General features: G+C 53.1%; 16 protein-coding genes and 1 pseudogene. 10 read left to right on the top strand and 7 right to left on the bottom strand.

The window, feature by feature from the left end:
* Window positions 1-324 precede the first annotated feature (324 nt).
* From K6I40_RS07985 to K6I40_RS07970, 4 genes and pseudogenes are all read left to right on the top strand, one after another.
* Window positions 325-3789 (top strand): VWA domain-containing protein, encoded by a 3465-nt coding sequence (locus tag K6I40_RS07985; protein ID WP_222914251.1) that lies wholly within the window; start codon window positions 325-327, stop codon window positions 3787-3789.
* A 243-nt stretch (window positions 3790-4032) separates the two neighbouring features.
* The gene (locus K6I40_RS07980; RefSeq protein ID WP_222914248.1) at window positions 4033-4668 is read left to right on the top strand and encodes an IS6 family transposase; all 636 of its coding nucleotides are present in this window, start codon (window positions 4033-4035) and stop codon (window positions 4666-4668) included.
* A 9-nt stretch (window positions 4669-4677) separates the two neighbouring features.
* A pseudogene (locus K6I40_RS07975) lies at window positions 4678-5244 on the top strand (IS6 family transposase); the annotation flags it as partial.
* Window positions 5245-5487: 243 nt separating this feature from the next.
* Window positions 5488-5697 (top strand): hypothetical protein, encoded by a 210-nt coding sequence (locus K6I40_RS07970; RefSeq protein ID WP_222914244.1) that lies wholly within the window; start codon window positions 5488-5490, stop codon window positions 5695-5697.
* A 149-nt stretch (window positions 5698-5846) separates the two neighbouring features.
* On the opposite strand, the gene K6I40_RS07965 is transcribed toward K6I40_RS07970, so the two are convergent.
* The 4 genes from K6I40_RS07965 to K6I40_RS07950 form a co-directional block, all read right to left on the bottom strand.
* Complete coding sequence (locus tag K6I40_RS07965; RefSeq protein WP_222914242.1) at window positions 5847-6137, bottom strand: hypothetical protein; 291 nt, start codon at window positions 6135-6137, stop codon at window positions 5847-5849.
* Window positions 6138-6375: 238 nt separating this feature from the next.
* Window positions 6376-6564 (bottom strand): hypothetical protein, encoded by a 189-nt coding sequence (locus K6I40_RS07960; RefSeq protein WP_222914240.1) that lies wholly within the window; start codon window positions 6562-6564, stop codon window positions 6376-6378.
* A 112-nt stretch (window positions 6565-6676) separates the two neighbouring features.
* Window positions 6677-6814 carry a hypothetical protein gene (locus K6I40_RS07955; RefSeq protein WP_222914238.1) on the bottom strand — a complete coding sequence of 46 codons (138 nt, stop codon included), beginning with the start codon at window positions 6812-6814 and terminating at the stop codon, window positions 6677-6679.
* A gap of 123 nt (window positions 6815-6937) precedes the next feature.
* Complete coding sequence (locus K6I40_RS07950; RefSeq protein WP_222914236.1) at window positions 6938-7861, bottom strand: transcription initiation factor IIB family protein; 924 nt, start codon at window positions 7859-7861, stop codon at window positions 6938-6940.
* A gap of 1333 nt (window positions 7862-9194) precedes the next feature.
* Between K6I40_RS07950 and K6I40_RS07945 the strand changes: the two genes are divergently transcribed.
* A complete protein-coding gene (locus K6I40_RS07945; protein ID WP_222914234.1) occupies window positions 9195-9641 on the top strand; it encodes a hypothetical protein in 447 nt (148 codons plus the stop codon).
* Window positions 9642-10246: 605 nt separating this feature from the next.
* On the opposite strand, the gene K6I40_RS07940 is transcribed toward K6I40_RS07945, so the two are convergent.
* Window positions 10247-11260, bottom strand: coding sequence for a hypothetical protein (locus K6I40_RS07940; RefSeq protein ID WP_222914232.1), 1014 nt, complete (start codon window positions 11258-11260; stop codon window positions 10247-10249).
* Between the two features lie 1017 nt (window positions 11261-12277).
* Here K6I40_RS07940 and K6I40_RS07930 point away from each other — a divergent pair.
* A protein-coding gene (locus K6I40_RS07930) for an IS630 family transposase (protein WP_222914228.1) occupies window positions 12278-13278 on the top strand; the annotation gives its coding sequence in 2 pieces (ribosomal slippage) (window positions 12278-12770 and window positions 12770-13278; 1002 coding nt in all).
* 184 nt (window positions 13279-13462) lie between these two features.
* Entirely contained in the window at window positions 13463-14296 is an 834-nt protein-coding gene (locus K6I40_RS07925) for a hypothetical protein (RefSeq protein ID WP_222914226.1), read from the top strand.
* 19 nt (window positions 14297-14315) lie between these two features.
* Here the strand turns inward: K6I40_RS07925 and K6I40_RS07920 are convergent, their stop codons facing one another.
* On the bottom strand, window positions 14316-14876 hold the full coding sequence (locus K6I40_RS07920; RefSeq protein ID WP_222914224.1) for a hypothetical protein: 561 nt from the start codon (window positions 14874-14876) through the stop codon (window positions 14316-14318).
* A gap of 970 nt (window positions 14877-15846) precedes the next feature.
* On the opposite strand from K6I40_RS07920, the gene K6I40_RS07915 reads away from it, so the two are divergent.
* The 3 genes from K6I40_RS07915 to K6I40_RS07905 all read left to right on the top strand — a co-directional run bounded on the left by K6I40_RS07915 (window position 15847) and on the right by K6I40_RS07905 (window position 18703).
* On the top strand, window positions 15847-16863 hold the full coding sequence (locus K6I40_RS07915) for a hypothetical protein (protein WP_222914222.1): 1017 nt from the start codon (window positions 15847-15849) through the stop codon (window positions 16861-16863).
* A gap of 767 nt (window positions 16864-17630) precedes the next feature.
* On the top strand, window positions 17631-18302 hold the full coding sequence (locus K6I40_RS07910) for a hypothetical protein (RefSeq protein ID WP_222914220.1): 672 nt from the start codon (window positions 17631-17633) through the stop codon (window positions 18300-18302).
* Window positions 18299-18703 carry a hypothetical protein gene (locus tag K6I40_RS07905; protein WP_222914218.1) on the top strand — a complete coding sequence of 135 codons (405 nt, stop codon included), beginning with the start codon at window positions 18299-18301 and terminating at the stop codon, window positions 18701-18703. The genes K6I40_RS07910 and K6I40_RS07905 overlap by 4 nt, the downstream gene beginning before the upstream one ends.
* Before the next feature lie 988 nt (window positions 18704-19691).
* Here K6I40_RS07905 and K6I40_RS07900 read toward each other — a convergent pair.
* The gene (locus tag K6I40_RS07900) at window positions 19692-19868 is read right to left on the bottom strand and encodes a hypothetical protein (RefSeq protein WP_222914215.1); all 177 of its coding nucleotides are present in this window, start codon (window positions 19866-19868) and stop codon (window positions 19692-19694) included.
* Window positions 19869-19935: the final 67 nt, after the last annotated feature.

Here is a 19935-nt window from a genome sequence, read left to right as displayed (position 1 = left end):
TATTTTGGAAGGTCCTTGGACTCATTCCACCTCAGCGTTCACCCTGCTGTTTGGTGGGTATCCAATCTATAGCACTATTACTGAATTACGTTTGATTTAAGTATAAAAGATATATACAAATATTTGGTTCAAATGGATAAGAATCAGAACCGAACAGATGAGACAGCGGAACAAAAGACGGTTTTCACGCGGCGAGACTGGATGAAATTGGCTGCTTCAGGGGTGACACTTCCGGGATTCTTTGCTTCGAACGCAAGTGCTACAGATTCCTTCGTAGACCTGCTGAGTGCGGACCCATCAGATTACCCGAACATTCAGCTCAATATGAGTGTCGATACTGAAGCGGGGCGAAACGGGGAGTTGACCGAAGACGCTTTCACAATTATCGAGGAAGGCGTCGAGCGGGAAATTCAGAACTTCTCGTTTGGGAGCGCGGAATCGGACATCGTCTTCGTGTTCGACGACACCGGGAGCATGGGTGACGAGATCGATGGGCTGAAAACAAAGGTGGCAGACCTCATCGACGATATCGAGGCTGCGGGCGTCAACGCCCGGTACGGGCTCGTTACATTCAAAGACGACATCGAGACCGACCTGAAACTCGACGGGGATACAGACAGACTCAAATCCGCCGTCAATGGCCTCTCGGCCAGAGGTGGGGGCGATTCCCCGGAGGACAATTTTGACGCCATCGTCCGTGCACTGAATTTCGATTACCGTGACGAAGCACAGAAGGTCATCATTGACATCACGGACGCGCTCTCACACTACGAGGGCGACGGAAGCGGGTTCACAGACTACACAATCGACGAAGTGGCCGACAAGATTCGTGACCGCGGGGCTGCATACGTTGCCGTGTCACCGGGATACGACGACGAAGACGCCTCGAAGGAGAACCTCGCGGAACTCGTGAACGGCCACTACGTCGATATCGACGACGGTGACTTCACGACCATCCTCAGCGAGATTATCGAGTTCATCGTGACAGCGTACGTCATTGAGTACGGAACCGACCTGGCCATTGGAGCGGCCGGAGTGTTGTCGGTCATCGTTGAGGACCCAGACAGAGGCACTAGCAATATAGACGGAACAGTCACTATCCCGTCGGACATCGATGGTCTAAACCTGGACAGGCTGTACAGCGAGAAGCGGACCCTCATCTCATCGATACGGGATACCGCAGGTTCGCGGTTGATCGGAGAGTCGGCGGACGGCTACCCATCGGTGCTCTTGTTGAGCCCCGATAATCTGGACACCGAGGCATCGTCGTATCTCGACCGCCTCGACCAGAACGGCGACGGCGAAGTAGAACTCGATACACTTGACCGGCAACAGGCCGGCGAATCGCTCGAACGACTGGTCAATATAGAGAACGTCACCGAGGCTGCAGTCTCCGCACCCATCGAGGACAGAGGGTCGGGTGCGATTATCGACCGACAGGTGGAAGCGGCTGTCGACGTTATCAAGACGCTGTCCATCGAAGCTGTTGCTCGCGGAGCTGGGGAAGCAATCAATGTAGGTCTCACCCGAGCGCTGGAAGATGACGTGGTTAATGGAGTTCTCCGGAAGGTAGAGAATATCGGGGATGACCTGAGCACGACCGGAAAGACATCTGGCCGTGGAACGAGTTCAGCCGACGACGACCAGCAACTTACGTTCGACGAACTCAACAGTAGGCTACAGGACGATACGCTCGCGAACGCGGATGATCCGAAGGATTGGGCCGAGGAAGGCACAGAGGGTCTCATCCAGGGAAGGCTGGAACCTGCAACAGACACATTCGATGCAATCGACGAAACCGCGTCAACAACCACTGAGACCATCGCCGCGCTTGAATACCAGAAGTATCTCGACGGTGGGGCGAGCGGGTCCGCCATCGACTTGCTCGATGACTTGGGGGATTTCGAACCGCCGTCCTACGAATTCGACATTCCGGATAGCGTCGATATCAACGTTCCCGGGTCCGACCTGGCCAACGATGGCCTCGAAGGCGCAGAGGACGCGTCGAACGCACTCTCAGGAGCAATCGATTCTGGATTCGATTCTGCAGCGAACATCAGTGGAGAGGACGACCTCAACGTCTACAATCAGGACGGGGAGGCAGAGTTCGGAAACATTCCGGACGAGATCACGTTCGACTTCCTCGAGGAGATTCCGGACGAGATCGACCTCGGGGAGATAGCGGGCGTGGAGACGATTCAGAATCTCTCCGACCTGGTTGCCGAGGTGTCGGCAATTCCGGACACCTCCATCAACCCGAGTATCGACCAGCTGGTCGAACGCATTGTTGAAGACGCAGAGAATGGAGAGCTGTCGTTGCAGTCAGAGTCGGACCGGGAGACGTTGCTGGAAATCGCCAACACTGTGCTCAAATCAACCACTGATGGGGTCGATTTCGCGCTGAACCAACTGGAAACACTCTCAGATGTGTTCTCGGAGGCCTCGAAATATCTCGCCTATCTGACCATCATCTCTGCACTAATCGGTCTCGCTGCGACCGGTGGGGCGGGGTCGATTATATCGCTGTCAACGCTCGGGACGGCCTCGTTGGTTCTGCTGGGACTGCAGGTACTCGTCGACCGCGGACGGTTTTTCTTCGCCGAGAAATCGGTCCAGATTATCGGTGGGACCCACAGTGCAACCGGGGCGTTGCTAACATACACTGACCTCACGCAGGTTGGAGGAGGAACTAAAATGACTCAAGAAATCTTCCGCGAGTTACGCGCAAGTATTCAGGCCGGCGACCGCGAGCGAACTGTCGATGCGACAGCCGAACTTCTGGACACGTCCGAGAGGGACCGTGCCCGAGTGCAGGCGCTTATGAGTCTGTCACGGGCTGCCCGTGCGTCGGTAGGCGGGACGGTACCGGTCGCATCGGATGTGTACGAAACCGGCGCACGGGTCGGCCAGGCGAAGATCGAAGTAAACACGGCGCTAGTCGGATACCTCCGTGGGAAGTCTGAGGAGAAGGTACTCGACAAACTGAACAGTGCCATCGAGACTCATGACCAGTTCGACGAAGAGGTGGGTGCACTGAAAGCGGAACTCGAGAGTACAGAGACGGACATACAGTCGCCGGTGTTCGTCACACCTGTCGCACCGAAGCAGTTCATCGTTCCCGAGGGGTCGGACGTAGACGGTGAGCTGACTCTTCGGAACGATACGACGACGGCAGCGGAAGACGTGGTCCTCTCGATAGACTCAGACGCATCAGTGAGTCTCGCATCGAACAGGGTCGACCAGATCGCCGCTGGGGAGACGGCAACTGTCTCGCTCGCCGGCACGCCAGCGGCCGGGAAGTACCAGCCAAAGTTCAATGCTACTATCGACGGACGGACCGAGTCCGTGTCGAGCTATATTCTTGTCCAGAACAAGCAAACGTATCTTGAGCGTGCACTTAACGAACTCGTAGATTGGTTCGAAGACGGTGCTATCGCCGCTGCCCGAGCTGAGCAATCCAGTGCCAAAGGCGGTGGCAACGGCAAAGGTGGTGGCAATGGAAACGATTCTGTCGTGCCGAACGGAATCGACAATAAGACCGAACAAATCGCTCTTCGGACTGTCGACCTCATCGACGAGGTCGCTGGCCTGGCTGACTCCGAGACCACTTTACCCGCGAAGGCAGTCAACAACAAGATCGGGTCGGTCATCAACCAGATATCGGCGCTGCAGAATCAGATCTCTGCGCAGTCCGGCAAGGGGCTGGACGAAGACTCGGTGCCGCAGTTGCTCCGGGACGCCGATTTGTTCACCGAGATCTACGAGGAAGCACAGACCGCCGAAATCTGAGAACGGACTCGAATTATCAGGCTCATCTCTTTCATTTAAACCTTCTAATTTTTATCTTTCACATGAGGTATCGGTTGTGTTTAGTTAAGCGTGAAAAGTGAGGCGTGCTGATTTTCAGCTGGTTCATAGCAGAAATCGCACGCCTCAGTGGTAGTAGCGGCTGGATTGATTTGGGTTTTGTGGAGCGCGAGGCGCTGTTCAGATAAGGTCTGAAAAGTGAGGCGGTCAGAATTCTAGGTATCCATGCCCGAATTCAGCCGCCTTACCGGTTCTAGTAGCGGCGCTCAATTAGATTTTGTGGAGCGAGAAGCGACACCGCGTGAGCTGATGCGATTGAGTATCCAGCTCCACCTGTCTGGATTATCACTTTCGGATACTGTTTCTATCTTAGAGAAATTCGGTGTCGAACCGGCGCGATCGACCGTTCATAATTGGGTTCAGAAAGCCGAGCTACAGCCAACAGACGGAAAGCAACCGGATCACATCGCGCTCGACGAAACAGTGATCCAACTTGACGATCAGCGCTATTGGCTGTACGCCGCTGTCGATTCCGAAACCAACGAATTCCTCCACGTTAAGCTCTATTCAACACGAACAACAGCACTTACCTCGATATTTCTCACTGAACTTCGGGAGAAACACGACGTCGATGATGCTGTGTTTCTCGTCGATTCAGCACCGTGGCTCAAAGCTGCGCTTCATGGTCACGGGCTCCGATTTCGATACGAAACACATGGAAATCGGAACGCCGTTGAACGTCTCTTTCAAGAGATAAAACGACGTACCTCCCAGTTTGGAAACTGTTTTAGAAATGCCGATCTAGAAACCGCTGAAACATGGTTGCAGAGCTACGCATACTGCTGGAACCAGCTAATCTGAACAATGCCGCGGACACCGCGTCAGCTGATGGAGTTAGATATTCGGCTGCATCTGTCTGGACTATCGCTTTCGAATACCGTTCGAGAATTGGAGAAGTTCGGTGTCCAACGATCACGGAAAGCCGTTCACGATTGGGTACACAAGTGTGATCTACAACCCGCCACCGATGCGTCCAAATCACGTTGCGCTCGACGAGACGGTGATTCGGATCGACGATCAACAGTACTGACTGTATGCTGCCGTCGATCCCAAATCGAACGAACCACTTCATATACGGCTGTTTTCGACAACTACGGCTGCTCTCACAGAGCTGTTTTTACATGAACTGACCGAGAAACACGACGTCGAGAACGCTGTGTTTTCGTTGATGGAGCAAAACATCTCCAGACTGCACTCCGTCTATCTGGGCTCCGATTTCGATACGAAAAACATGAAAATCGGAACGCTGCTGAACGTATCTTTTGTGAGATAAAATGATGTACCTCCTCGTTTTAAACTGTTTTAGTCACGCAAAATCGTCAACAGCCGAATCGTGGCTTCAAGCCTTCGCTGCCCTGGCACAATGCTACAAACTAAACACGACCGGAAGATCCAACAGAATTATTTTAATCTACTTCCAACCGAGAATATGACTCAGGAGGCACCAGACGAATGGGAGCGGTACGACGTACTCCAGCACAAAGATGGTGAACAGGAAGTTTGTCCAGCGGGTGACGGTGAACCGGTAATCCGAGCCCACGAGCGACTGGCTCGCAAGCGTCGGTTGATAGCGACCCTCACCATCGGAATCTCCGTTCCAGTCCTCGCGATGATTTCGGGATGGTATTCTTCGAGAATTTCATAGGGTCTCTCGGAATCGGCCTGGGGCTCGGTCTCGTTGGCGCGGTAATTCGCTTTCTACTCTGGGACCACGACCCCTACGTCCCAGAGCTGGTGGCCCAGGGCGTAAACTCCGGGGTCGTCGAACAGCACGTCGATAATTTCGATCCCGCCGAGGTCACATCTGCGACTACGGACGAGACTCCATAGCGAGTCACGACCAGAGTCCCGGTGAGTCCGTCTTCGAGAGAACCCGCGCACTGACCTAGCAGGGAATATATAGGATCACGGTGGCTCTGTCTGACCGCGACGGCGAAGCGGTCAAAGTCGATGGAGCTTCGCCAATATGTTTGGTTCGGCTATTCTGCCCTTTCGAACTTGTCCATCGCCTCCTGAGCTTTCGCTCCAAGAGTGGTGTAATTAAGCCTCCAGTAGTAAAATGAAAGGCCGATTATCACGGTAAGCGTAACATGAGTGAGTTCTGTCGGCGTGTCCGGGGCCTCGTACCGACCAAAGTCCAACCCCGACTCGACGTATACGTTCGGTGCTACCGACTGAAGCAACGGTTCCAAAAAATACAGGTATCCCAGTGTGACCAGTCCCCACAATAGAAGCAACTCTACAATTATCTGAACATTCTCACGGTTCATCAAGAGTTTGAATCGGGACATAGAGTTATTAATTACTTTGATATAGATTTATAAAAGGTTCACGGACGACCACGCAGTAGCCAGAAATGCCCCCAGTCGTGAATTTCCTCGTCGCCATGGGACGTTTTGTGCTGTGCTGTGTTAGATTCGCGTGTGTACTTACCGCTTGGGTCATGTCCGAGAATCTCCCTGAAGTTGGACAGCAACTTCGTTCAATACAAGGTATTCCTGTATCAATTCACGTTCCTGTTGGCTCTGCAATCATCACTACTACACCTCTGATGATGTAGAGTGGGAGCAGGAATAAGAGTGCGAGACCGACTAAACCGGACAGTATTCCGATACTCCCAGAGAGGTCGGTCGTCTCAAGAGCGATCATAACAACGTACCAGAGGATCAGAGCCTGGATAAGGTCCGAGTTTTCCATGGAGGCACGTGTTTAGATTAACACTGGTTAGAAATCTATTTCGATAAGTCCGAACTCGTACTTACCGACGATTTTACTGGATTCCAACTTAAACAAAATGCCGGACAAGCCACTACTGGAGTTCCTTGGCGAGGGCAGCAACCGCCTCGTCGACGAGGTCTTCGACCCAGGCTTCCATCGTACTGTGCATCTCGTCACGTCTGGTGTCCGAGTCATTGAAGGACACCGGCGAACAGTCGTTCGTAGTCATTGTTCTTGATGACGGACGCTCAACTTTGGAACGCCCCTCACCCCTCAGGGGAGAAAAAACGAACTCGAGTCAGCGTTCGAGCGGCTCCGCTACAAGTGCCTTATCTGGTTCTCTGCTACCAGCTTAGGCTTCGATCTCGAGTAACTCGTCTCGACGACTGCGGAGCGTGTTCGGTGATATCCCTGCGATATCGGCGATTCGCTGCTGAGAAAGGCACAATCCGACTCGCTGGGTAGCGAGATAGAGACAACCCGCTGCGACACCACTCGGCCGGCAGCCGATCGTGAGCCCAGTTTCCCTCGCTCTCTGTGCGAGCTCGAGCGCTAGTCGACGAACATGATCTGGGACCTCAAGTTCTGTCGCAAGCCTCGGAATACGATCTGTTGCTGCAATCGGCTGTGTCGGTAACTCGAGTTCGACGTTCATCGCGTTGTAGGCGGTAGTGAGTCTCTCCTGGTCACAGCGTGCACTGGCTGCGACCTCTGTTCGTGATCGCCCGAGTCCGTTACATCGAGACGTTGCGTAGACGCTAGCTGCGGCCACCGCCTCAAGCGAGCGCCCCCGGCAGAGTTGTTCGGATTGGGCACGTCGGAAGAGCGCACACGCCTGATCATGGATACTCGATGCGAGACCGAGACTCGCGACGATCCGCCGCACTTCACTGAGTCCATAGGCGAGGTTCCGGTCTGCTTTCGATTGCCACTGTGCACGGGACTGTTCGCGACGCAGTCGATTCAGTTGTCGTCGCTTTGTGCTCGAGAGGGTGTTTCCGTTTCCATCCGTCTTGTAGCCAATTTCGGTGGATAGGCCTCGATCATGACGCGTCGGTGTCAGTGGTGCGCCAGTCCGCCTCTTGGACCCTTGCTCGTCATGTCGACCCCAGTCTGGTCCTCGGTCTAAGTGGGTGTCCTCAAGGATACGTCCACAGTCCTCACAAATTGTCTCGCGGTCAGTCGTTCGAACGCTGCCGCCACAGTCTGGACAGTTCGTCGTAGCCGTCTGGACGCCTTCGTCAATCGTAGTCGTGTAAATGTCTCTCGTTGCCATCGATAACTCCGAAGAGGACAACTGATCAGCCCCTTCACCGCTTCTGGGGTGATAAACACCACTCTAACACCGGTCAGAGACCGGTGTTTCTCGAGACATCGGATCTCTTTGCACGACACTTACTCAGATCCCGCAGCCAGTGCTGAGAGGAAGCTCTCACTCAGTCTCGGTGCGATCTCGGTATTGCCTCGACGGTCACCGCTCGTGTCGACAGCTCTCAGCGATCTCCCGGCGCTGCTCGAGTGTGAGGTCGTCGCGCTTGAGGACTTGGCGAGAGCCTGAACAAACTTCGGGACGCCGTCGCAGGCACTCACCACGACTTTCGTCTTGTTGCAGCCGTAGAAGTCAGTTCCACAGTCGATCGCATCTCATAGATATGCGTAGTCGCCGTCGGTTCCGATCTGCATGGTCGTACACACGAGCCCCGAAATCCTCGTTTTTCGACTCACTGAATAGCCCATTTCGGTCTAAAATCGGCGGAACGTGTTGGCTATCCAGAAACGAACAGTGGTTCGAACGATTGATCGACTTGAGATCTGCACACGAGAGTTCGCGTCTCGTGTGCATATTCGAGGAACGGGATTTGTCGACGTGCAACCCCACGGGTATAGTTCTATTTCTTATCCTCTTTCTCCTTCCCCTCTGTCTCCCTTCACTATCCGTCTTTTCAATACACCATCTACAAATCAGGAATGAAATGGCAAATACAGACAGGTAGACAAGAATTGAAAATAATAATACACCAAGTAAATCATTATGATTGGGATTTCGATATAGTGAGTACATGCTAAAGGCGTAAGTAACTCCATAACTTATAGATACTATTGCGGTGAATTTTTCTAATGTAGATAGTTCTTCATCAAATTGATTCGCCGCTTCTCCATCATCATGATATTGTAAAACCATCGCTATTGAAGGAAGAAACATAGAAGCAAAGCCTAACAACAAATGGATTTGGGAACCAACCAAGTGGAATATGTAAAATAATGTTGCAGGGACTATTAGCAACCCAACTTCTGTCTCCTTTTCTAGTACTGTAGAAATATCTGAGACATTCATTCTGATATTACCACTCCTCTATTCCACTATAATACCAAAGGTATTGGACTAAATTGGCGAGCTATATCTTTCCTCTGCCCTGGCTGTGATCGGGTCGATCAACATCTTCTCTCTCGCTTCCGCTGAAGCTGTGCTGAAGCGGGGCGGTTAGTTTGGGACCTTGGCCTTAGCCACAGAGCAAACAGAACGGCGACCGCGACAACTGCGAATGGCCCTTATCTGATCCCTCAACCGCACCAGACAATAATATATCCTGAGTATCAATCTTTTCAATATGAGTGGCAGCAACGAGGACGATTTCGTTACAGAAAACGAGTTTGAACGACGAATGAACGTAATGGATCGGCGACTCTCAAAGTGCGAAAAAATGCAGAAACAAATTCTAGATCAGCTCAGGGATATGACCGCACGGAGTGGAGAGGGTTCTCCTCTTGAAGTATACTCTAATCCCGATTCCGAACATCATGTTATTCCAATAGTAGAAGACCTACAAACAAACGAAGAAGGAGCCCATATGGATGAAATAAAGCAAGTTGCACAAGAAGAAGGTTTGTTGAAATTTGAAACGAAAACTAAAGTCCGAAATTTCGTCGACGAGGGATACTTGCTCGAGAAGCAGCCCAATCGGTTTAAAGTAGTAAAATATCCAGAAGAAAAGGCTGCTGAAGACACAGAACATCCCGAAGATAGGTTTCTGTCAGACACTTATATTCTCTGCTAACCAACTCAATGACATCAGGTGGTAGCTCACTCAAGTTGGCGAATTGCTTCGCTTACTACGAGCCCCTGCTGATTCGCGATCTCGGCTGCAAGGTTCAGTCCCAGTCTTCTTTCTGAGTTCCTTTGTGCTCGTGCGCAAGTAACGACAGTGCGTAAACGATCAGTAGGTCGTCTTGTGAGTGTCGCATGACGCTCACGTTTGGCTGTGGCTTCACTGATAAACCCTCGTAGGCATATCTGTTAATCACAGTTAGCGAGGTCCTACTACACCCTACCAGAGGGGGAGCGCCGCTGTGGCGTCTTGTATCGGTCGACTCAATTTTCGCGAGCGCGGCGCGCGCTCTGCGCGCCGCGCGATTGCCCTGCCCCCTTAGGGGCACCTACCGTAGGGTACCCGGCAACCCCGTTACCCGCGCCAACCGCTGAAACGCCCAAATTTTCGCGCACTCACTGCTGTATCAGCGGTTCTATCGCTCCCTCGAGTTCGTCCTCTGGGCCGGGCCGATCAACGGCTTCCAGATCATCTCGGAGGTCGACCGCGTCGCAACGAACGGACAAGCGCTCAGTGCAGCACTCGAGTGGCTGGCTGTAGACGACCGATAGTCTCTACGACGGATCCGTATCGCCGCATTCGGGGCAGTACTCAACCCACATTTCCGGATTGTGACTGCGATGGTTGCACCTCTCAGGGTTCTTCTCAATTTCACTCAGATTCACGTCCGGATCAGGCGGGCCACCAAAGAAGATATGCGTTCGATCTTGACGCCGTCCACGAAAGTCTGTCAAGAGATGCACTGGACAGTACCGGCACTCTCTGAGTTCGATCGTCGGATCACCAATTCTGTTCGACCGTACCGTCTCCGGAGTCTTCCACTCGTGGAACCCTTTCGGGCCGCGGCAGTACTCTATCTCTGGACGGAAAGCGATAATTTTCTCTATCGGGGAGATGTGGTACATTTGGCTAAGCCAATCATCGAGGTCTTCAAACGAACTTTCCCTGATGATGGCTTTCCGGAGCAGTTTCGGTCGGAAATACGACGGCAGACCAGAGTTGATATCGTATTCGTAGCTGTCTGTCTCCTCGTCATATCGCCGTCGAAGGTCACACCCCCGACTGACGCACAGTTCGTACTCGTCGGTGTCGTCCAAGACAGACGTGGGAATCTCGATCCAGATATGCTCTCCCTCATACCGGTATTGTTCACACTTTACCAGATATAGAGGGTTTTTCTCACGCGGACTATAGCAGCCCCCACCAGTGGATTGGAACGTCTCTCCGACGATATCGCAATCTAAGGACTCCGTCCCGAAGTCACTCGTCGATAGCCACGCGATCGAGTAGCCCGCTTTGAGATAGTCGTACGTTGCCGCATCGATGTTCTTCTCGTGATTCTTGTGCTGAACCTCAATCACGATCCCGTGCCCGAAGTAGGGATTTTCAGATTCGAACTCGAGTAGTGCGTCTGCACGCCGATAGTCGTGGCCGAGATAGCTGTCCTCGAGCTCGACTCGCTTTTCAATCCCGCACTGGGTTGGCTGTGAGCCGAACCGGTCGGCAAGGGCTTCGGCAGCAAGGGCGACGCAACGAGCGTGGGTGTCCGACTCACCGGTCCCGGCCATCGAGCAGCCCCCTCCCGACCCGGAGTTAGAGTGAACGAAATGCCGTGCTACCCCGTCCGGATTCCGAGTGTGCATCGAGTATCCGCATTCGGGACATTTGACGGACTCGTGGTCCGGGACCGATGCAGGTGCGACGATCTCCCCATCGTAGATGGCCCGGAAGGGCATGGATACATCTAAAGTGACGCTTCAACTGTATTAATAATAGTGCTGTGAGAACGGTCAGCCGCGGTCTTATCCTCTGTAACAGTTGTCCGGGCTATTCATCAGGCAACTCGATTCGCCCACCTTCTATAAGGCCGTGACAGCGTTTGCAAAGAGTGATGAGGTTGTCTAATATGTTCGCTTCCTCATAGCTTTCAAAATCACCGAATCGGGTTATATGATGAACTACTGGGTCAGATCCGTACTTTTGGTTGTGGCCCTGTCTATCAAGTAAGCAGATTCGGCACTCGAATTCATCGCGTTCCAAGGCTCTCTTTCGCTGTTTCCGCCAGTTTGGCCCATAATATCGTTTATAGCCCCCTTTCCATCGTGGATGGTTTTCGCCAGTACATATTAGTCTGATCTACACCCTGTAAAGACGCTACATCCGGCGCGAATAGCATGAAATCATCTGCGTCAAGCCCGTCCTCGTAAAGCATCCCAAGTCGGTCAACCACCCGTTCCGCTCGCGTCATATCTAGTCCATCGAACGGAATCCACACCACCCTTTCGTGTTTCAAAACCTCACATTCGTGAAATTTTCACTATTACCACAGTTGAATAGAATGGCGGAGAATGATCGGATATTGTGGAGTGACATATGTAGTCACTGGTGTAATTCACCAGAAATTGACTTCCCTTGGAAATACAGCTTAGTTTGGGGATTTAAGTGATGTGCTATTGATAGATGTGTGTGAATGGGGACAAGAAAATGCTATTCGAGCCGACGGTCGCTAACGTAGAGCGGGTTCTGCCGTCGCACGGCTATAGTAACCGTTAGAATTTTTCGCCCGTAGATTGTTACTGTAGACAATGGACCATCTCGACGAGATTTCCGTTGAAGAACTCCAAGACGCCCTTGACAAGGTTAAGGGAAACAAGCCGACACAACGGTTGTTAGCGGCGATTGCGTACAAGAACGGCGTGACACAGACCGAACTTGCAGAGTGGCACGACACTGGTCGAAGGACGATCTACAGTTGGCTCATGCGACTCAATACGGACGAACCGCTTGAGCAAGCCGTCTCTGATGCTCACCGATCCGGGAGAAAACGAAAGCTCTCAGAAACACAGCAAGAAGAGTTTGAACAAACCGTTCACGAACCTCCCGAGGAAGTCGGGATCGACGCGCCGGCATGGACGCCGGCGCTCGTCCAGGAGTTTCTTGAAGAAACCTACGGCGTCGAGTACTCCTATCCGAGTTGCCGGCGGTTGCTCAAAGAAGCTGGATTGAGTTACCAAAAACCGCGCCGCACAGCCGCCGAAGCCGAGGGATCCGACACAGAAGAGTTCCGTGACGAACTCAAAAAAAGCGAGCGGAGATGGACGCTACAGTAGTCTGCATCGATCAGACCAAGAAATCCGTCCAGGTTGAGCCGCGTGCCGCGTGGTTTCCGCGCGGCACGCGGCCGAGCGTCGAACTTTCTGGCCAACGCGACTGGACGTGTCTGCTCGGCGCGATCACCGAAGACGGCGAGTGCTTCTTCTCACGATTCACCGAGTACGTCACTGCCGATCACACGAAACATTTCATTCTCGCGTTATGCAAAGAATTCGAAGAAGATCTAATCATCGTACTCGATGGAGCGCCGTATTTCCAGGCATCGGCCGTCACGGACCTGGCGGCCCGTGACGACCTCGCCTTCGTCACGTTACCGGCGTACTCTCCTGAACTCAATCCGGTCGAAGAGTGCTGGCGACAGCTCCAAACGGCTCTCAGCAATCGGTTTTTTGACTCACTTGGCGAGTTAACAACGGCGATCGATACCGCACTTAATCAGCTCTCTGTACCAAAGATGAGCAGTTATTTCTAACTCCTACTATAGCCAGTGTTAGGTTTTGAAATCGAGACGTGGCATTCAGCTCAGATCGACGTTACCAGGGGGTTGGTGGGTCTAGATATTGACGGCGCATGGGGTGCGTGGGATGTGTCGCGCGACAGTGTCGAGGCGGTCTGTCGTGGGGATTATACGCTACTACTGATGATCTTAATATAAGATGAGTAATAGATTTGCGTTTGACGGAGGTGAGATAGAACTCAGTGATGCAGAGCGAGAAGCACTGCTCTACCTCCATGAGGGCGGTGATTTGGCGAAAAGCACCACTGTCAGACAAGCATGTGACAGCATCGGCTATCAACGCAAGGTACTCCGCGTATTCGACTCGCTTGAGGATAAGGGGCTGATTCAGACCCGTATCGACAAGGTGGATCCGGATGGCTCGGCGCGGAAGCCGCCGCGGGTCGCGATGCTCACATCCGACGGGGAGGAATTTGTCGCCGAGCATGAAGCAGCGCTCGCGACGGCCGAGATGGATACCGACGATTTGCGCGAGGAAGTGCATCAGTTACGTCAGGAATTAAGCGATGTGCGTGAATCGCTCGAGGAACAGCAGGACAGAATGAAGTCACGTCTGGACGACATTGACGCCCAGAATGAAACACCGCACGTCCAGTCCGACTTCGAGCAGATCGAGACTCGCGTCACCGACCTCGAAACGTCGATCAGCCAGCTAGCGACACATGACGATCTGGAGCAAGCAAAGGGGGAGATGCGTGACGAGATGGATATGGTTCGAGCGGATATGGGCACGCGGATCAACGATGTGCAGGCACGCGTCGGAGACGTCGAATCGACTGTCGATGTGCTCGAGGAGAGAGTAGATGAGATCGACGAGTGGACGACTGAGACGGATCAATGGATTCGGGGGACGCTCCTCCCGGGGATACGACGTATCACGCCGGTCGTGGAAGCGTACGAGGCGGCGCAAGAGTCAGACGACACCGTGGATGGTGGCCATATAGTCCGTCAGATCATCGGTCGTCGCCACTAAAAACGGGTGGTAAGCGCCCCTATACGTCGATGCGGAAGGCGCTGGCACGCTCCCGGATCTCCTCCTCACGCTCGCTGAATTCTGGGATCGAGGTCCATGGGATGTGCGCCGCCCATCGGACTGGCCCGGATTTCTGGTACCGGGACCACTGGTACTCACCGTCGAGGCCGATCAATCGGTCCATCTCGGTCACTGGAATGGTGGTGTCCGCGATCATGTGCGCGGTCTCACCGTCCACCCGGCGGGTCACGACGTAGTGGTAGTGATTCGGCAGATCAGGATCGGACTGCCTGAGCAGTTCGTCGTGACTGGATTTGTGGATGACGAATTCGCCGGGTCCATGTCGCGTACAGATGGACGCGCCTTTGATCTCGACATCGGTTCTGTATTTGGTCTTCGCGTCTCTGAACTGCTTGTGATAGCGGATGTACCCGGCCTTGCTGATCACCCACGTCTCCGTCATCGGCCAGATCTCGGTGGCCGTGTCTCTGCCGCCCGTGTAGCGTGCGATTCTGTCGTGGATCGTGGTGTTATCTCTGATCGTGTCTTTGCTCTGGTCTTCGTCGTTCGTTGTCGCCATGTCATCCCCTCCGCATGTGGGTCGTCCACATGGTCATCAAAAAGGGCTGCCCGTCCGCGGCAAAAGTAAAAGTACCTCCAGAAGGAAACGAGACAGGTTGTGAAGCAGGTGTGAAACTGACCAATATAGTTTAAGAAATAAATATACTACGTTCGGTGAAGAAACCCGAACACCGGACGAATGCCGCGTCCCAGTTCGCCGGTTTAGTCGATTGTGGTGCCGGTATATAGGCCGTGCTACTCGGACGATGATGCGACCCACTGCGCTAGCTCCGCGCTATTCGTGTTCGTGCCGTCCGTCCCATCGTGATACGCGATCTCTCTATCATATTCTTGGATTGCAACCAATACCACCGATAGAACTCGGTAAGACGAATCGTATGGCATTAGCAGCGGTCCCCTCCAACCCATTTATTGCGTGAGGTCTTAGACGAACATGAGGTACGCACGATAACAGACAGGACATAGAACAAGAAACATCACCCCGTCCGGGGTGTGACAGAGCCACCACCCCACAGAACATGGGCACAATCACGATCGAAGCCGATGAAGGAACCGTAGTCTACGACCGCTGTTACCGGTGCCGTGTTGCGACCGACACAGAAATTATTTATTTCCCACTCCCCGGTCCGGTACAGAGTTTTACAGCGATATTCTTGTGGTAATGTAAACGAGAGAAAACTAGTGTTCAAGTATATAATTCCATTAAGAGACGTGTCCGGAGAACTAAGATGGTGATTGGTGGACTACCACATATATCACACAATCATCGTTCCTCTCCGATTCCCTCGCCTCTCGAATCAGTCCACCATCCGGTCGAGTGCATCAGTGAGAGACGAAAACAGACTGCCACAGGAGTACCGAATCTGCTGTCTACCAAATCAACATCGATACACGTGCACTCACGACCGCAGTCTCGCCGCGTCCTCCTGAGCAAACTCAGTGTCCTTACCGTTCCCTTTGCAGGCTGTATGCGGACAGAAACCGAGTGGGAGAGCGGGTGTACCGAAACACTACCGGATCTCATTGAGACTATTCACGAAGTCCAACAGGACTGGATCGAGGCCATCAACGAGGGGTTCGTTGAGGACGGCCTCTACCCCAGTCCAATCTACGATCCGAAGAGTATTCAGACAGAGTTCCGACTGCCGGAGACAATCAGAGAATCAACGTCCATGAATCTGTCTCCGAATGCAACTCCAAACACGACAGTGAATAATTCAACAACCAACAATACTGCGACTACTAATACTACAAATCAGTCCTCGACTCGACGACCACTCTCTCGACATCCTGAGAAACAGTATCCAATCCACTGTGACATGGAGTTAGCAGAAGACGGCGTCTATGACCGCATCCGGTATTTCATCTGTCATCCAGACATGATCGCAGCCCAGTACGAGAACTGGCCATTGGGAACGCTCACCGAGTACGAACTTGAGCTCGTCCTCGCGTTTGCCATGGAAACACTCGTCTCAGCAATTATCGCTGTGCCAGCAGCCCGCAAACAACGCGATGACGATGGTTGTGCATCCTTCTACGAACGCTTCCACCACCACCTCGGACGTATTGATGTCGAACTTCATGATCACGGTGAAACGACCGTGACAGCGACTGTTCCTGCGGAGAAGGTGACTGAATTCTTTACTGCTCTCGAAACGAGTACTGACGATGAGCGTATATACATCTATCGTGATATCCGCGAGTATCTCCAATCACAGATCCAGCTACCGGAAGATCCGAACTGTCCAGATGTCCAGATTACTGAGTCTGGAAGGATAGTTACGGTCGAACAGGTTCCCGGTGACGATATTTCGTTCCCCGACCCAGAGGACGGCGGACCGCCTGATATCGGTCCACCAGAGACACACGAGTCCGACGCGAATGAGACGGACTCGAACGAGTCAGCTACTCAGTCCGCACTGGCTCATCTCACTGCGGCCATCTCGGGAATCCACAGTCACGAAAGGCGGCGTGATATCCACTAAGTACAGGACAGGAATTCGAGGGTGAGAGTGCGGCTATGCACATCTTCGGCGAAGACAAAGGAGACAGGATTCTCACGCGTTACCGTTTCATGAACTTCTCTAATAGCTCGGTACTGGTACGGAACATTATCGATGGTCGTCATCCGATTTTTAAAATTGGCCGGTTCCATCATCGCGACGGAGGACGTTCTCTCCCAGTAGTCATATTCTCGGAGCTATGGGTGAGAGCGCCCGGGGCGGTATACGTACCTGGATTCTCAAATTTGTAGCGGAAGTAATCCCGGTTGTTTGGAAACATCGACGTGGATCGAACGCTAGTACAATCTAGTTGGTACTGGAAATAGAAATAAAGACGAGAGAGAAGTAGTCACAGGCTGGCACGTGGTACCATTTTAGTCAGTGATCAATGTGTGCCTCATATGGGTCAACGGCACACAATTGACACCACCCAGCCAGACACTCCAGTGAGACATGTGCGTTCCAACCATTTCTCTCGGCGAACATTCCTCAGTACAACGAGCGCCGCCTTCTCACTTGGAGTAATCAGACAGATCGCGTCAGCAGTCACCCAAGAATCGTCGTCGACACTCGTCATCGAATTGAGAGAGGATGAATTTGGACGAGCAGCTTATACGGCATCGGTGACCGGGTCAATTCGTCCGCCACTCGGCTCCCAAACGCTTACGACTGATTTGACAGTTCTTGGGATACTCAGTCCGGGTGACTCAGTGACACTCACATATACAGGCACCTTGGTGCGTGTACTGGTGGACGGCGACGCATCCATCTCGGTCGATGCACAGTCAACAACCCCAGACACGATTCTCGCAGTTGATGGCCAGTCTTCAATCGACGACCGACCAGAGTCGTTTGACCACACGCTCACCGTCACGAAGAAAGAAAAGACATTCGAGTGGGCTCCCTACACCGTCACAACAACGGGCACAATCGTCCCAACCACTGATACCGAGGCTGTCAGTGATGGCACGACTGCCCTCGACGCGGTCGGGATAACCCCCGACACGGATACATACCGGTACACAGGCGAACTCGAGACCATCTTGACACTCGGACCCGCAATTTTCAAACGGAACGGTAAGCCGATCCCCAGAACCGAGATTACTGGCCCTCCGTTCAGGCGCGTCTTCCCAGAGATGTACAACCCGACCGTTACGCCCGGAACGACGGTTCACTTTGAACTCGATGATTCAATGTATGATCAGACACGCTCACTCAGGTCTGAATGGTGGGTTGACGGCACACTCATCACGGACAGTTTCTTTGATCCAGACCCGATCGAACGATCAATGTTCCCAGCCAACCGTGATTATTTCCATCACACGTTCGAGGAACCGGGCACGTATACTGTGGAAGGAGCCTTGCTTCCGGCACAAAAGAATACCCGTGACACGCCTGATATCCCGTGGAGAACCGAGTGACATGGAACGTAACCGTTCGCGATGACGGGAATCGAGCACCGCAAGTTGGGCCCCACTCCCCCGTCGCACCCATGACGATTGGCGACGACCTGTTCTCGCTCGAAGCGAACGTACTTGACTGGGATGGAGAACTCGCACGGGTGTACTGGCGGTATCGGTTCGGTGATGTCTACCTCGGCGACTCAAAAATTACAGGCGTTCACGATGTAGCACTGCTCCACGATATCGACCTCGAACTGTATTACGGGGCGTTCGAAGTGCTTGCCGTGAACACGACTGGGGCAGTCACGTCAGCCATCCTCTGGGAAGTCGAGAGCTCGTCGGGTGATCCTACGTACCATACGATCCGACCTGTATGTGATCACACTGTCCGAGGCATTCATGCATCCGATACCTGTTGATGCACGGTTCTTGTGACGAATCAGTGGGCTATCCTTTCCCGAACACGACTCCACTCTCGAGTTGAATTGGTGATGTCCTCAGTCATCACGTGCGGCCACAGTCACTTCTCCCCCGCTTCCCTCATCGTCTGTTTCAACGAAGACAAGAAAGTCGCCAGTCGGACTGTCTGACGGGAGTTCAGACGTGAACATGACAGTCGTCATCTCTCCCCCGTTGAGCGTTACCGAGCGAGAGTCCGTGTTGACCGTGGTTCCCTCATGTTGTACCTCGAAACTCACCTCTTGCGTCGCTTCCGTGGCCCAAACATTCTGCACGTCAGCTGTGACTTCGAAAACATCCCCCGAACTGAGGCATGCTTTTTCGGGCATGAATTACTTTGAAAACACCACACCTCACTCCTTCAACCTTATCTGAACACCATCGCTACTGCTATACTGTTCAGTCCTCCTTCGTTAGTTCGACAAATGAGTTGCTTCCGCATCGGCAAGATGGCCTGTTGCTGGCCCGTGTCAGTGTCCCATCTGGAAGTCGAAACGCCGGATAGACAGCACCGCATTCGGTACAGCGGATGGACACATCCTCTGTACTCTCCCGATCATCCATCGTGGGTAGAGTGAACGAGACGAAGTACATATAGAAATGATTTCCATTCAGCTATCCGCCCCCGTTTGATAAGCACAGACCTGAGCGCGAGTGTGTGCCCGAGAAACAGAGTAGAGTCGGACAGCCGATCGTGGAGTAGCATCTAGTGGAAAGTCGGTCTCCCTTAGGGCCGTACCGCCATCGCTGGAGCGGTCCGATGGCGGATAATGGTTCCGCGCATACTCGGCGGTCGGCGCGAACGCGAGCGTTCCGGCCATGTTTGCTACGAGTGGTTGAGCGAACTGTGGGCGATTTCTGCTATGAGTAACCCTCGCAGATAAAAGTACTACCACGTAATGAACGACACCGCCACAGGCTCACTCATGTGATGGACATTACTTTGGATCAGCACGTAGAATGCGACGATGACGCGACTGTAACGATAGTTTCCCACGGCACGCCGTAGACGAATCGGTCCGCGACGAGCGATCGCCAGCGCTCCCGTCCCTCTGTGTGCCAGACGACTCCTAGCACGACGAGCACCGTCACGGCTAGAACGGCCCACGTTGGTGTGATCGGCATTGAACGCTCGTTCGACGGGAAACAGTACAAAGATAGGGCCAGTGACAGTCGGTGTCTCCGACTCCGA

The organism is Natrinema sp. SYSU A 869 (assembly GCF_019879105.1).
Taxonomy (GTDB): domain Archaea; phylum Halobacteriota; class Halobacteria; order Halobacteriales; family Natrialbaceae; genus Natrinema.
Note: the sequence above shows the minus strand (reverse complement) of the source record. Positions and strands in the feature narration are given on the sequence as shown.

What these genes read in the sequence shown, in the direction of transcription:
- K6I40_RS07925 (WP_222914226.1), top strand. Translation starts at nt 13,463, where the DNA reads ATGAGTAATAGATTTGCGTTTGACGGAGGTGAGATAGAACTCAGTGAT.
- K6I40_RS07955 (WP_222914238.1), bottom strand. Translation starts at nt 6,814, where the DNA reads ATGACTACGAACGACTGTTCGCCGGTGTCCTTCAATGACTCGGACACC.
- K6I40_RS07945 (WP_222914234.1), top strand. Translation starts at nt 9,195, where the DNA reads ATGAGTGGCAGCAACGAGGACGATTTCGTTACAGAAAACGAGTTTGAA.
- K6I40_RS07940 (WP_222914232.1), bottom strand. Translation starts at nt 11,260, where the DNA reads ATGGCCGGGACCGGTGAGTCGGACACCCACGCTCGTTGCGTCGCCCTT.
- K6I40_RS07970 (WP_222914244.1), top strand. Translation starts at nt 5,488, where the DNA reads ATGGTATTCTTCGAGAATTTCATAGGGTCTCTCGGAATCGGCCTGGGG.
- K6I40_RS07980 (WP_222914248.1), top strand. Translation starts at nt 4,033, where the DNA reads ATGCCCGAATTCAGCCGCCTTACCGGTTCTAGTAGCGGCGCTCAATTA.
- K6I40_RS07965 (WP_222914242.1), bottom strand. Translation starts at nt 6,137, where the DNA reads ATGAACCGTGAGAATGTTCAGATAATTGTAGAGTTGCTTCTATTGTGG.
- K6I40_RS07960 (WP_222914240.1), bottom strand. Translation starts at nt 6,564, where the DNA reads ATGGAAAACTCGGACCTTATCCAGGCTCTGATCCTCTGGTACGTTGTT.
- K6I40_RS07900 (WP_222914215.1), bottom strand. Translation starts at nt 19,868, where the DNA reads ATGCCGATCACACCAACGTGGGCCGTTCTAGCCGTGACGGTGCTCGTC.
- K6I40_RS07950 (WP_222914236.1), bottom strand. Translation starts at nt 7,861, where the DNA reads ATGGCAACGAGAGACATTTACACGACTACGATTGACGAAGGCGTCCAG.
- K6I40_RS07920 (WP_222914224.1), bottom strand. Translation starts at nt 14,876, where the DNA reads ATGGCGACAACGAACGACGAAGACCAGAGCAAAGACACGATCAGAGAT.
- K6I40_RS07985 (WP_222914251.1), top strand. Translation starts at nt 325, where the DNA reads ATGAGTGTCGATACTGAAGCGGGGCGAAACGGGGAGTTGACCGAAGAC.
- K6I40_RS07915 (WP_222914222.1), top strand. Translation starts at nt 15,847, where the DNA reads ATGCGGACAGAAACCGAGTGGGAGAGCGGGTGTACCGAAACACTACCG.